The sequence below is a fragment of the Oleiphilus sp. HI0132 genome (assembly GCF_001635845.1).
Genome location: NZ_LWGJ01000555.1, coordinates 1 through 14,190 on the forward strand (window position 1 = coordinate 1; position 14,190 = coordinate 14,190).

Here is a 14,190-nt window from a genome sequence, read left to right on the forward strand (position 1 = left end):
TAATGACAGCATCCATGATCATTGGCATCCACTCTAGCACATAGCTTTCCAGCGACAGGTTTTTATGATCTGCGGTTACATCTCCCCAATCAACCAAGTAAACATCATAACCATTCGCTAAAAAATAACGAACAACACTTCTATGCGGCATCAAATCAAATATCATTGATGTTGCGGCTAAAGGCGGCACCAAGATAACGGGCGTTTTGTGTCGCTTTTTCTCTACCTTGATTTTCTCACCCGCGATCTCAATCTCATCATCCTCTAATGGGTGATAATGACGAACTGACATGATGCCATCTTGAAAGATTTCATCGAATGAACTCAAGTTTGAGATATTAAAGTTCTCCGAAAAAGCAAACTGCTCCACACCATTAAGAACAGATAAAAAAACTTTATCTAGCAATCTTAGCTTTTTCTCAACCATCTATAGCTACAACCCTGTTAACAATAAAAAGATATCTCACAGTTATTATCTTAGCCCCACAAATAAAAAAACCCCAGCACAAGCCGGGGTTTCTATAGTAGTACTACTGGCTTCCTAGCCTAAGAACTTGATCATAACGCCCGCAGCAACTGCAGAACCGATAACACCTGCTACGTTTGGCCCCATCGCATGCATCAACAAGAAATTCTGAGGATTATTATCCAGACCAACCTTATTCGATACACGAGCAGCCATTGGAACAGCTGATACACCAGCAGATCCAATCAGAGGGTTAACTTTGTTAGTACTAAATACGTTCATCAACTTAGCCATGATTACACCAGTACCGGTACCTACTGCAAATGCAGCCATACCCAAGAACAAAATACCCAGCGTTTGAAAATCAAGGAATTTGTCTGCACTTAATTTAGAACCAACAGAAAGGCCTAAGAAAATAGTTACGATGTTAATCAAAGCATTCTGGGCTGTATCAGAAAGACGGTCCACAACGCCCGACTCTTTCATCAAGTTACCAAGACAGAACATACCCAAAAGAGGCGCAGCATCAGGAAGACAAAGTGCAACCAGAATCAATACAATAATCGGGAAAAGAATTTTTTCCAATTGATTAACTGTACGAAGCTGAACCATCTCAATCTTACGCTCTTCAGGAGTAGTCAAAGCATTCATAATAGGAGGCTGAATAACAGGAACAAGCGCCATATACGAATAAGCTGCGACAGCAATCGCGCCCAATAGGTGCGGTGCTAGTACACTTGATACGAAGATAGAAGTAGGTCCATCTGCACCACCGATAATACCGATCGTAGCAGCTTCTTCAATCGTAAATGAAACACCACCAATTTGCATACTTGTGAGGAAAGCAGCACCTAGAACGGTACCGAAAATACCAAACTGCGCAGCAGCACCTAGCAAAATAGTTTTAGGGTTAGCCAGCATTGGACCAAAGTCCGTCATTGCACCAACACCCATAAAGATAAGCAAAGGACCAACCATTGAGCCAATTACTACGTTATAGAAGTTTGTCAACATGCCATTAGCGTAACCCGCATCACTAGCAACGTTATGAGCTGCAGCGGCAGTAGCACTATCTGCCATTTTATAAGCGTCTTTAAACGCATATAAGGTCTCTTGCGTCATTTCCTGACCGGCTTCAAAAGGAACTTTCAAAACCTCTGCCAAAGCCATCATTACTTCAGGCTTGTGAAAATGTATCGCATTTTCAGCGGCCGATAAAGCAAGTCCAGCCTCTGGAATATTAGCCAATATCCCGCCCATACCAATAGGCAATAGCAACAAAGGCTCAAAGCCTTTTTTAATAGCCATATATAGAAGACCGAGACAAATAACGATCATCGAGAACTGGCCGATAGAGATATTATAAAGACCACTACCGGTCCATAAATTAAGTATATTTTCCATTGTCAGACTACCCTTATAAGGTCATCAAAGTATCGCCAACGGCAACTGAGTCGCCAACAGAGACACTAATCGTTCCAACAGTACCCGCTCGTGGTGCACGTACTTCTGTTTCCATCTTCATTGCTTCAAGAATCAACAGCAAGTCACCCTCTTGAACAACTTGACCAGGCGTTGCAACAACCTTAAAGATGTTACCTGCTAACGGAGCTGGAACCGGATCACCACCACCCGCAGGAGCAGCCGCTGCTGGCGCACCACCAGAAGCCTGTAAAGGAGCACCACCAGTAACTGGAACCATACCTGTGATATCACCGCCTTCCTCAACTTCAACAACGTAAGACTGACCGCTAACGTTAATGGTATAAACTTCCTTACCACCCTTAGCTGCCGCTTTTACGTCATCTTCACTTGGAACCGGCTCAAATGCATCTGCATTGTCACGATTCTCTAGGAACTTAAGACCAATCTGAGGGAACAGAGCATAAGTCAGAACATCATCGACCGTCTCATCAGCAAGCTTGATACCTTTTTCGCCAGCAAGTTTCTTAACTTCCTCAGTCAACTTGTCCATTTCTGGCTCAAGCAAGTCTCCTGGTCGGCAAGTAATTGCTTCACCACCATCTAAAACGCGATCCTGTAGCTCTTTATTATAAGGAGCTGGAGCCGCACCGTATTCACCTTTAAGAATACCCGCAGTCTCTTTAGAGATTGATTTATAGCGCTCGCCAGTCAATACGTTCAGAACCGCTTGGGTTCCAACAATCTGAGAAGTAGGTGTTACAAGAGGAATATGACCAAGATCTTCACGAACACGTGGAATTTCTTCTAGCACTGCATCAAATTTGTCTGCAGCACCCTGCTCTTTCAACTGGTTTTCCATGTTGGTCAACATGCCACCAGGAACCTGGGCAATCAGAATTCGCGAATCAGTACCACGCAATGAACCTTCGAACTTAGCGTACTTCTTACGAACCTTACGGAAGTAAGCAGCAATCTCTTCAAGAAGCTTCATGTCCAAGCCAGTATCACGACCAGTACCTGCCAATGCCGCAACCACACTTTCAGTCGCAGTATGGCCGTATGTCATTGCCATTGAAGAAATAGCCGTGTCAACACGGTCAATACCTGCTTCAACCGCTTTAAGAATTGTCATATCTGACAAGCCAGAAGTCGCGTGTGCATGTAATTGAACTTCTAGATCAGTCTGAGCTTTCAAACGCCCAACCAACTCAGAAGCAGCATAAGGCGTTAATGTACCGGCCATATCTTTAATAGCGATAGAATCTGCACCCAAGTCTTCAATCTGCTTCGCTAAGCTAACCCAGCTTTCCAAAGTATGTACAGGACTTGTTGTATAGGAAAGCGTTGCCTGAGCATGACCGCCGTTTGCTTTAACAGCTTTAAGCGCACGATCCAGGTTGCGAGGGTCGTTCATCGCGTCAAAAACACGGAATACCTCAACACCATTTTTTACAGCACGCTCTACGAACTTATCAACAACGTCATCAGCATAATGTCTATAACCTAACAGATTTTGACCTCGCAACAACATTTGCTGCGGAGTATTAGGCATGACTTTCTTCAATTCTCTGATACGATCCCATGGATCTTCACCAATAAATCGAATACAGGAGTCAAATGTAGCGCCACCCCAAGATTCAAGTGACCAATAGCCTACCTGATCTAGCTTTTCAGCAATTGGCAGCATATCGTCAATTCGCATACGCGTTGCTAATAAAGATTGATGTGCATCACGAAGTACGACATCAGTGATTCCGAGTTTTTTGTTCGAATCCGTCATTTTCTATCAAGCCTTCTGTTAAAGGTTCAAATTTTATTCACGCTCACTTCTTGTGGTCTGAGCGATATTTGTCTACTGCAGCAGAGAGTACTGCTAACAGTTGCGCATCATTAGATGCTTGAGTTACTGGCGATGCAGCTGGAGCTTTAGGCTCAGGTGCTGGCGCATATTTCAAAATCATTTTTGACATGAACGATGTAGCAAAAACTAAGATCGTCAAAAATACAAAAACGAATCCCATACCCACCAACATCAAGTTTATTGCTTCAGACATTAAATCAGTCATATTCTGACTACCTAATCAATTTGTTGTTGATAACAAGGAAATTATCCTAAAAACCACCCAAATGTAACACATGTTACTAGGCGAGCGTAATGTACCTTTTCTAGCGTTTGTAGGCAATACGATTTAATACAATTTTTAACTGTATAGTAGGGATATTAAATTAACAGAAGCGTTAAATAAGATAGGTTTAAAGGAGAAATAATATGGCACGGCTGGCAGGATTCGAACCTGCGACCAACTGGTTCGAAGCCAGTTACTCTATCCAGCTGAGCTACAGCCGCATTAGATGCTGATCAAGAATGTTTTAAAGTGGCGCGGCTGGGAGGATTCGAACCTCCGACCGCCTGGTTCGTAGCCAGGTACTCTATCCAGCTGAGCTACAGCCGCTAAACTTTAAAACTGCCATCCTAATTTAAATGGCGGAGAGAGAGGGATTCGAACCCTCGATGAGTGTTACCCCATACGCCCTTAGCAGGGGCGCGCCTTCAGCCTCTCGGCCATCTCTCCTCAAGACGCGGCGTATATTAACACATTTATTTTAAATGCCAACACCGCATTGAATTATTTTTTAAAAAACATCAACTTGTGTATTTTTTAACCACAAATTAGTCGTCAGACTGCTGCGCTTCAGACTTTTCTTTCTGTATACGCTGATAGATCTCTTCACGATGAACAGAGACATCTCTAGGCGCGTTCACACCAATACGCACTTGATTACCCTTTACACCTAATACGGTAACAGTAACGTCATCACCAACCATTAAAGTCTCACCTACTCGACGAGTCAATATAAGCATTCTTAGCTCCTTTTATTATGCAATATTCATCCAAAAAAGCTTCTTACTGCCACCTCAAAAGAGATAACAACGAGCACTTAAAGAGTATTATCGAAATTTCTCAAAAAGATAGTTTTAAGTGGATTAATCTTGCACATTTTCTATTTAGTTATAAATTGTGAAAATACTGTTCGCCTTGAATTAATGTTCCTGCGCCAGATCAAAAGCACCATGAAGCGTCCTTACGGCCAACTCTAGATACTTCTCATCGATCACAACAGAAATCTTAATCTCCGAAGTCGAAATCATCTGAATATTTATACCTTCATCAGACAAAGCTTCAAACATCTTGGTAGCTACCCCTGCATGAGACCGCATCCCTACACCGACGATAGATACTTTTGCAATATCGTTATCACCTGCAGTCCTCTCAGCACCAAGCTTCTCACATACTTCTTCTAATACCGCTTTCGCCTTTTTATAGTCATTTCTATGAACCGTAAAGGTAAAGTCAGTTTTTTTATCCAAGCCAACATTCTGTACAATCATGTCAACTTCAATATTCTTGTCACTAATAGGGCGCAATATCTTCGAGGCAACGCCTGGAATATCCGGCACACCTACCAAGGTCAATTTTGCCTCATCACGATTAAAGGCAATCCCCGAAACGGCAGCCTGCTCCATATTTTCCTCACTATCAATCGTAATCAAGGTACCTGGCCCATCCTCAAACGAAGATAGCACTCTTAAAGGCACACTATATTTCCCGGCAAATTCAACCGCCCTAATCTGCAAAACCTTAGAGCCCAAACTCGCCATTTCTATCATTTCTTCAAATGTCACTTTTTCCATACGGCGCGCACTATCAACAACCCTTGGGTCCGTTGTATACACTCCGTCGACATCTGTATAAATCTGACATTCATCCGCTTTGAGCGCAGCCGCTAGAGCAACAGCAGTGGTATCTGACCCGCCACGACCAAGCGTCGTAATATTATGATCCTCATCAACTCCCTGAAAACCAGCAACAACCACAACTTTACCCGCAGACAAGGCCTCGCGCATTCGCGACTCATCAATATCCTGTATTCTTGCCTTCATATGAGACTGATCAGTCAAAATACGAACCTGACCACCTGTCATAGACATTGCATCACAATCAATCTGCTGCAAAGCCATACTCAACAAAGCAATCGTCACCTGCTCACCGGTCGACACCAGCACATCCATTTCACGAGGTACAGGATCCTTAGATATTGCATCGGCCAATGATATTAACCTGTTAGTCTCTCCACTCATTGCAGAGACAACCACTACAACATCATCACCTGAATCTCGAAACTTTTTTACTTTCTCTGCCACAGCTTGGATACGCTCAGTCGTACCGACTGAAGTACCGCCATATTTTTGAACAATCAGGGCCATTGACCTATTTAAAACCTCTTAATTGTAGACTTAGAACCTAACACTAAATAAGCAACTACTGCTGGGACTCAACCCATCCAGCTACCGACGCCAAGGTTTCTTCTAGAGCAGTAACATCTGTACCACCGCCCTTCGCAAAATCAGGCCGGCCACCACCTTTACCACCAACACCTGCCGCAACGACTTTCATCAAATCTCCAGCTTTGTACTGCTTGGAAATTGATTTCGTCACACCAGCAACCAAGGCAATTTTATCTCCGTCTACAGAAGCCAATAAAACCACCGCATTCTCAAACTGGTTCTTAAGCTTGTCTACAGCGTCTTCCAGACCTTTACGATCTACACCCGATAACTGAGCCGCAACTACTTTAACCCCAGCAACGTCCACTGCCTTGTCAGCCAATTGAGAACCTGCGTCAGCTGCAGCTTTCTGCTTAAATACCTCTAACTCTTTCTCAAGCGCACGACACTTTTCTACCCACTGATTTGCTTTTTCAAGAACATCTTCTCTACCCGCCTTGAAAACACTTGCGACATTTTTCAACTGCGCTTGCGACTCTCGATTCCAAGCTTCAGCCTCTGCACCAGATAAAGCCTCTATACGGCGAACACCTGAGGAAATTCCACCTTCAGACACTATCACTAGCGAGCCAATATCACCCGTACGCTGGGCATGTGTTCCACCGCATAACTCCACAGAAAAGTTATCATCCCCCATCGAGAGAACTCGAACATTCTCACCATACTTCTCTCCAAACAGCGCCATAGCGCCCATTTGTTTGGCCGTTTTTATATCTGTTAAAGTCGTTGTTACTAAAGAGTTCTCTCGAATTCTCGCGTTGACCATAGACTCTATTTCTAACAACTGCTCAGGCGTAACAGCTTCATAATGCGCAAAATCAAAACGCAGACGCTCACCATTACACAAAGAACCTTTCTGAACGACGTGCTCTCCTAGAATCTGCCTAAGCGCTGCATGCAACAAGTGAGTTGCCGAGTGATTTAGAGCGGTCGCATCACGCTGAACACTATCAATGGATGCCTTAACAGAAACACCTGATGACAACTCACCACTTTCAATCTGGCAAATATGTAAAAAATGATTTTCTTGTTTCTGGGTATCTTTTACCAGTGCTTTACCACCATCCCACTCGAGGACACCAGTATCGCCAGCCTGACCACCCGACTCTGCATAGAAAGGTGTCGACGCCAATACCACGATACACTGCTCGCCAGCTCCAGCCTTGGCATTCTCACCATCAACCGTAACCGACAGTACCTCTGACTCATGATCAAAACTTTCATAGCCAACAAACTCGGTACTCCCCGAAATATCCAAAGAGTCGTTGTAATCAACACCAAATTTGCTCGACGCGCGCGCTCTTTCTCGCTGCGTTTCCATTGCAGCTTCATAACCCTCGTGATCTAGCGTTAACCCTCGCTCACGAGCGATATCATTAGTCAAATCAACCGGGAAGCCGTAAGTATCATATAAAGTAAAGACCGTCGCACCAGAAATAACGGTACTATCCAGAGACGCAATATCTGACTCCAGAACCTTCATTCCCTTATCAAGCGTTTTGGAGAACTGCTCTTCTTCCTGAAGCAAGATTTGCTCTACTTGCTTCCGGGAAACCTTGAGCTCAGGGTAAGCTTCACCCATCGCGTCAATCAAAACCTCGACAAGGCGATAGAAAAACGGCTCAGAAGCACCAAGTTTATTTCCATGCCGAATAGCGCGGCGAATAATTCTGCGAAGTGTATAACCACGCCCCTCATTCGAAGGCATTACACCATCAGAAATCAAGAAGGCACTGGCACGAATATGATCAGCAATAACCCGCAGAGATTTTTCTTCAATAGAAACGCCACCCAATATTTTGGATGCGCCATTTAGAATGGTCTGAAAAAGATCAATTTCGTAGTTTGTATGCACATCCTGCATCACGGCAGCAATACGCTCCAAACCCATACCGGTATCTACAGAAGGCTTTGGTAGGTCATGCATCACTCCGTCAGCAGTACGATTAAACTGCATGAAAACGAGGTTCCAAATTTCAATATAACGATCACCGTCGTCATTTGGACCACCAGGAGGATCACCAGCAATATCCTCACCATGATCATAAAAAATTTCGGTACACGGCCCACAAGGCCCGGTATCTCCCATAGACCAAAAGTTATCTTTCTCTCCTAGCCTTGAAAAACGTGACTGGTCGATACCGATTTCATTAAACCAGATATCTTCAGCTTCTTTATCATCTTTATAGACAGTCACCCACAGTTTTTCTTGCGGTATATTTAACTCTTCAGTTAAAAATTGCCATGCAAACCGAATTGCATCCTGTTTAAAATAGTCGCCAAAACTGAAGTTACCTAGCATTTCAAAAAAGGTGTGATGGCGAGCTGTATAACCTACGTTTTCAAGATCGTTATGTTTACCGCCAGCACGGACGCATTTTTGCGAGGTGGTCGCTCGATTATAAGCTCGTGACTCTTTTCCCAAAAACGTATCTTTAAACTGATTCATTCCCGCATTTGTAAACAACAAGGTCGGATCATCTGCCGGAACCAAAGAACTACTATCGACAATCTCGTGTTTATTACGATTAAAAAAGCTCAAAAATGCGTGACGGATCTCTGCCGTTTTCATAACAAAACTCACCTGTTATTGTACTTTCCTGAAAAATCAGTTTTTTTAAACCAAAAGAGCGCGATACTCTATCACAAACATCCCCACCCAAACACTGGATTCCTCGCGCTATTTACAACTTTTTTACATAGTCGCTACCGGAAGCAAAAAGCGCCCGACAAAAAACTCGGTTAAGCCGAAGGAAGCACCCTAAAGTTAGCTGGTTAACGAAAAGCTATAGAAAAGGAAAGAAAAAAGAAGGGACCTTAAATAACTAAAATCTTAGGTAATATCTGGAAAATCGTGTGCAAACTTGCCTATCCACTCTTCAGCAGCATGTTCACCATCTATCGTGCGGCCTTCAACCTCTTGAACCCACATTCGATAATGTTCGATATGGCAAACTTGCTCTACCATACGCGCAGTAAAGGCATCCTCTCTACTCGTAAACTCTATGCCCGCTTCAAAACGATCCGGGCGTGACAAACACCAAATAACCTTAGCCTGAGCTTCAAATGGAGGATCGACAATCGGAATCTTAATATTTACTACTGACCCGACTTTTAAACGCTGTTTCGAACTAAAACTCAAACCACCCAAGCTAACGTCTTGGGCTACTGACTTTTCAAGAGCAACATGGCCACCTTCAGCACCAAGCGATTCCGCACCATTTTCAGGTGAGAGTTCATCAACTGCCGTAAACTCTATTGGTACGTCTGCCGGGTGGCGTATATAGGCTCTCATAACTCTTGTTAATCTCACTTATTATTCACTAAGAATTTATTGTAGGCAAAGTACAGTTTAGTTGATATGCCTTTCTAACACCATTTCCAATTGCGCTATTTTGAATGGCTTCGTCATAAACTCATCCATACCGACCTGGAAGCATCCCTCAGCTTCTTCTTCAAAAGCATTTGCTGTTAAAGCCACAATTGGCGTACGACCACGTTCAGGCTTGGATCGTTCGATCTCACGTATTATTTGCGTGGTTTCATAGCCATCCATTTCAGGCATTAAACAATCCATAAAAATTAAAGCATATTTATTCTTCTTAAATAGCTCAATTGCCTCAAACCCATTTACCGCCAGGTCTACCTGGCAGCCATTACGCTCCAGCATACGCATAACAAGCTGCTGGTTAACAATGTTATCTTCGACAATTAATATATTGGACTTGGTTTGGTCCTGTAGATCTATAACTTCGGGGTCCGAACTTTCTTCAGCATCACTCACGGTATATCGCGTCACCAAGCGACGCTCACTTCCCTGACGGAATCGCTCAGCATAGGCCTGACACATAACTCCCCTCAAAAACGGGTCACGGAACTGCTTACTCAAAAAGCCACTAGCTCCTGCCAAAAAGAAGCCTTCCGCATCACCCAACTGTGGATTTGAACATAAAACAACGATCTGCACAGGATCAACGATAGACTGGCGAATCATCTGACAAGCTTCTACACCCGACAAATCCTGTAAGATGTCATCACACAAGATCATGTTGAACTGCTCTTCACTTCCAGCATAAGAATGCAAGGCTTTTATCGCTTCTGCAGCAGTCCCCACCGCCTCGAACTGAATCCCCCACTCGCTTAAGAGTTCAAGTGTAATTTTACGACTAAGCTCATACGAATCGATCACCAGTACTTTGAGCGTTTTCAGCAAGGACAAATCCAACAACTCTCTGGAGTTATCGCCACGAACTACCGGCAAGTTCAACTCGAACCAATAAGTAGACCCATCATCTTCTTTTGATTCGTTCAGCAATGTACTACCCATGAGATCAACTAACTGGTAGCAAATATCCAGGCCCAAGCTACGCTTTTCCCTCAGTTCCGAAGAAAAACCTATATCAGCAACATCAACCCGCTTATTAAGCCTCTGTATAGGCTTACTACCACTATCTTCAATTGACAAACGAATGGCCGCTCGAGAATTCTTTTGAGACAAAAGATCAACATTAATAAAAACGTGACCCTTCTCAGTGTGCTGGATCGCGTTAGCAACTAGGTTCATCAATACTTGTCGTATTCGTACAGGGTCTCCTCGTAAAGTCTGTGGAATATCGGGGCTAATTCGGCTCTCGAACACAAGGCCCTTTGACTCAGCCCTGTTTTTCAAAAGAATAGTAACACCGGATAACACCCCTCTTAAATTGAACGGTATCGTCGTAATCATAAGATCGCCCGACTCGATTCTGGAAAGGTCCAAGACATCATTTACAACGTACAACAATGACTCTAAAGACACCTGAATAGTTTGAGCATACTCACGCTGTTCATCTTCCAACTTCGATTCCAGCAATAACGAAGTGAAACCTAGCAACCCGTTCATTGGCGTTCGCAACTCATGGCTCATTTTTGCTAGAAACAAGCTTTTCGTCTCGCTGTTCTTGCGTGCTGCTTCTAACTCCTTCTGCGACAACGTTAAACGAGCCTCAGACTTATACAGACGCTCTTCCATCTCCTGCTTATACTCTAGAATCGATAACCACAGTTCAGAGACCTCAGTATCCTCTAATGAAGAAAGCCTCTTCATAGACTCATCTACATTCTGGTTTTTCAGGTCAATCATAAACTGACGCAAGCGCCTAACAACAATCTGATATCCAAGCAAAACACTCGTTAGCGAGCAACAAGCGACAACCAGCACATACAATAAAAAGCTAGTCAGTCCTTCCCTAGAAACCTCTTCAATGACCCCATCTAAACTCTGGACGACAGCCAGCTCTCCTAACCAGTAGGCTTGAGCCTCCCCTCCCTTCCAATAACTAATTGGATAGACAGATTGCTCGATGCGGGCAGAGGCCCCAATACTTCCAACCGTTATAGTACGACCGTCATCATAGCTGAGCGTATACTTTCTGGTTTCTTTCCCAGAAATATGCAAATGACAATCATCCAGCATCGCAATTAGTATCGCTTCGACCTTTTGATCGTTTGCGCGCCAAACAGCTTCACTTATCGGGTCAAGATTAGAAGACAGTAAATGATCTAAACACTCATTGATTGAATCAACTTGCATTTGGTAAGAGTAAACCCCTTTCGTAAAAACAATACCAAGCGATAACAATATGCTAAACAAAAAGCTATATAAGCAAATACGCTTAAGCAAGGGGGCTTTCTTTAGCTGTTTTAGCGTATTAGTTAAGCGCAAATGAAATCTCCTGAAGGGGATGTGAAAACTTGTGCAACACTAGCAAAATTCTTACGTGGCGTGTAGTACTGTTCAATGGCAAATGTAAAACGAGAATTCTTAATCAAAGGTAATTCGTGGCAAATTGCTTACCGTGGTAGCCTAGAACTCTAATTTAACTAATTTTCATAAGCTAATGCGCTCTATACTTACTACCCTTTGCTACATCGTGCTTTTTAGCTCTCAATTACAAGCTGCACAAACCTATAATAGCGAGACAATAGACGCTCGAAACAACAGCCCTATTGCTATGCTTTTCTCTCTCCCAAGAGCTAGCTTTTACCCAAATGAGCAAATCGGATCGATTCATTTACAATCAGACGCTTCGCTCACCAATTACATCAGCACTACAGATAAAAATGGCGACTATTTTCGCATAGACGGAGAAACCTGGAGATTTAGAAACACAGTTTCATACCAATATTCTCAACAGCTTCGCATTCTGGTAGACGCGTCCTGGATAAAACATGGCGGCGGTTTAGGTGATCGATTTATTTTCCACTTCCATGATGCATTAGCACTTCCACAAAATGGCCGCTCCGATAAGCAACACGATAGGTTCAACTGGACACTCTATTCTGAAAATCAGCAGGTATTATCTTTTCAGCGGGAAGCGTCTTCATGGGGTGACACCGAGGTTTCATTCGCATGGAAAATGAAAGAAATCTCCGATACTCAATACAACGCTACACTTAAAATTCCCACTGGCAACTACACGAATCAAACAGGCAGTGAAGCCTTCGACATAAATTTTAGCATCACCCAGCAGAACCCTGAGTGGTTCAAAAGGCGCAATTTTTTTGAACAAACAAAGCTTTCTTTATGGTACGGTACTGGTCTTGGCTATATAGGAAAGTCAGAGCAACTTAAGATTCTTGAGCAGCATCCTGTAAACCTTTCTTTTCGCGCAGGGTTCGCGTGGCTAATTAGTCCTAATTGGCAGTTAAAAAGTCAGATTGATACTCACTCCCCCTTGTTCAAAACAGAGCTACGTGAACTTGGCTGGGTACCGCTGCAAATATCCTTTGAAAGCGCACACCGTTTCAGTCAGGATATATCAATAAATCTGATGATTGCTGAAGACATTAGGCCACGATCCGTACCAGATGTGATCCTTAAGACAAGCCTAAGAATTAGACTTTAAAACTCACCTTAGAAACTTTCGGTGTTAAGAACTTAATTACCAAGTAAAGAATTGACTAACAAGGAACTTGAAAACCAATGCAATGCTTTAAAAAAGGAAAGTTAAACCCTGGCTTATTATCATTTATCGGGTTGATCGGATATACACTTGTACTATCTACACCCACAGCCCATGCTGATGAGATTGATCTCAGACTCAGCAATGACGCGGTTCACGGAAACTATACTAAAGATAATAGCCGGTCTAAGGCAAGGTTTGGCATGGGGTACTTCTATAAAGATGACGATTACACAACCAATATTCTAAACGTTGACCTACATGCAAAAGGACAAACCGTTATCGGTAATATGCCAGCAACAGTTGCTATTGGATTTGAAAGTAACTTTTTTAAAATCGAGGATTTCAAAGGTACTGCTGTTGGAATTGGCGGTTCACTAAGGCTAAACCTACCAAGCGCACCTGGCTTATCATTTGAAACAGATCTACATTATGCGCCCAAGGTACTATCTTTTGGAGACTCTGACGAGTTCAGTCGTTTTAGAACCCAAGTCAATTACCGAATTATTGAAAATGCCGATATCGCATTCGGCTTCCGCTATATGAATGTTGGCAGCGAATTAGATGGCAAGAATGAAACCCTTGAAAGCGGCGTATACCTTGGTCTTCAGTTAGCACTATAAGACTCAGGAGAGCACTGCAAACGCAGAGACTAAGCCGGATTCATCAGATAAACTAATGTGTATAGTCTCTGCACCCATTTCTTCCATTTTTAATTTTGCTTTTTGGTGCAAGACAGCAACAGGTTGCCCGCTCACCGAATGCGCGAGCTCTATATCATGCCAGGTAATACCCTGAGAGACCCCAGTACCCAAAGCCTTTGATACAGCTTCTTTGACAGCAAAACGCTTAGCTAAGAAGTTGTCTGGACGATTCGATTCAAGAAAGGAGTCAAACTCGTTGGGGGATAATATCCGCTTTGCAAAGCGCTCTCCATAACGCTCGAGGGATCTGGCAATTCTCTGGATTTCAACCAGGTCATTGCCAATACCTTTAACAGTCATAAT

The 14,190-nt window shown here is 43.3% G+C and carries 11 protein-coding genes, 3 tRNA genes and 1 pseudogene; 2 read left to right on the forward strand and 13 right to left on the reverse strand.

The window, feature by feature from the left end:
• The 12 genes and pseudogenes from A3766_RS06620 to A3766_RS06675 form a co-directional block, all read right to left on the reverse strand.
• A pseudogene (locus tag A3766_RS06620) lies at window positions 1-427 on the reverse strand (alpha/beta hydrolase); the annotation flags it as partial.
• A gap of 114 nt (window positions 428-541) precedes the next feature.
• On the reverse strand, window positions 542-1,870 hold the full coding sequence (locus tag A3766_RS06625; protein WP_068507864.1) for a sodium ion-translocating decarboxylase subunit beta: 1,329 nt from the start codon (window positions 1,868-1,870) through the stop codon (window positions 542-544).
• Between the two features lie 13 nt (window positions 1,871-1,883).
• A complete protein-coding gene (oadA, locus tag A3766_RS06630; RefSeq protein ID WP_068507867.1) occupies window positions 1,884-3,671 on the reverse strand; it encodes a sodium-extruding oxaloacetate decarboxylase subunit alpha in 1,788 nt (595 codons plus the stop codon).
• A 43-nt stretch (window positions 3,672-3,714) separates the two neighbouring features.
• Window positions 3,715-3,957: an OadG family protein gene (locus tag A3766_RS06635; protein WP_068507869.1), complete on the reverse strand. Its 243-nt coding sequence runs from the start codon at window positions 3,955-3,957 to the stop codon at window positions 3,715-3,717.
• A 204-nt stretch (window positions 3,958-4,161) separates the two neighbouring features.
• Window positions 4,162-4,238 (reverse strand) — tRNA-Arg (locus A3766_RS06640).
• Window positions 4,239-4,267: 29 nt separating this feature from the next.
• Window positions 4,268-4,344: transfer RNA gene (locus A3766_RS06645), tRNA-Arg, on the reverse strand.
• Window positions 4,345-4,374: 30 nt separating this feature from the next.
• Window positions 4,375-4,464: transfer RNA gene (locus A3766_RS06650), tRNA-Ser, on the reverse strand.
• A gap of 98 nt (window positions 4,465-4,562) precedes the next feature.
• Complete coding sequence (gene csrA, locus A3766_RS06655) at window positions 4,563-4,754, reverse strand: carbon storage regulator CsrA (protein WP_068507871.1); 192 nt, start codon at window positions 4,752-4,754, stop codon at window positions 4,563-4,565.
• Between the two features lie 180 nt (window positions 4,755-4,934).
• The gene (locus A3766_RS06660; protein WP_068507874.1) at window positions 4,935-6,158 is read right to left on the reverse strand and encodes an aspartate kinase; all 1,224 of its coding nucleotides are present in this window, start codon (window positions 6,156-6,158) and stop codon (window positions 4,935-4,937) included.
• A gap of 55 nt (window positions 6,159-6,213) precedes the next feature.
• Entirely contained in the window at window positions 6,214-8,811 is a 2,598-nt protein-coding gene (gene alaS / locus A3766_RS06665) for an alanine--tRNA ligase (protein ID WP_068507877.1), read from the reverse strand.
• Between the two features lie 261 nt (window positions 8,812-9,072).
• Window positions 9,073-9,534, reverse strand: coding sequence for a PilZ domain-containing protein (locus A3766_RS06670; protein ID WP_068507878.1), 462 nt, complete (start codon window positions 9,532-9,534; stop codon window positions 9,073-9,075).
• A gap of 57 nt (window positions 9,535-9,591) precedes the next feature.
• Window positions 9,592-11,943: a response regulator gene (locus A3766_RS06675; protein WP_068507880.1), complete on the reverse strand. Its 2,352-nt coding sequence runs from the start codon at window positions 11,941-11,943 to the stop codon at window positions 9,592-9,594.
• Window positions 11,944-12,118: 175 nt separating this feature from the next.
• Here A3766_RS06675 and A3766_RS06680 point away from each other — a divergent pair, with 175 nt between their 5' ends.
• Together A3766_RS06680 and A3766_RS06685 are read left to right on the forward strand one after the other, a co-directional pair.
• Window positions 12,119-13,126 (forward strand): DUF3187 family protein, encoded by a 1,008-nt coding sequence (locus A3766_RS06680; RefSeq protein WP_068637670.1) that lies wholly within the window; start codon window positions 12,119-12,121, stop codon window positions 13,124-13,126.
• A gap of 77 nt (window positions 13,127-13,203) precedes the next feature.
• Window positions 13,204-13,806 carry a YfaZ family outer membrane protein gene (locus A3766_RS06685; protein ID WP_082865048.1) on the forward strand — a complete coding sequence of 201 codons (603 nt, stop codon included), beginning with the start codon at window positions 13,204-13,206 and terminating at the stop codon, window positions 13,804-13,806.
• A 3-nt stretch (window positions 13,807-13,809) separates the two neighbouring features.
• Here A3766_RS06685 and acpS read toward each other — a convergent pair whose 3' ends face one another.
• Entirely contained in the window at window positions 13,810-14,187 is a 378-nt protein-coding gene (gene acpS, locus A3766_RS06690; RefSeq protein WP_068507884.1) for a holo-ACP synthase, read from the reverse strand.
• Between the last annotated feature and the right edge of the window lie 3 nt (window positions 14,188-14,190).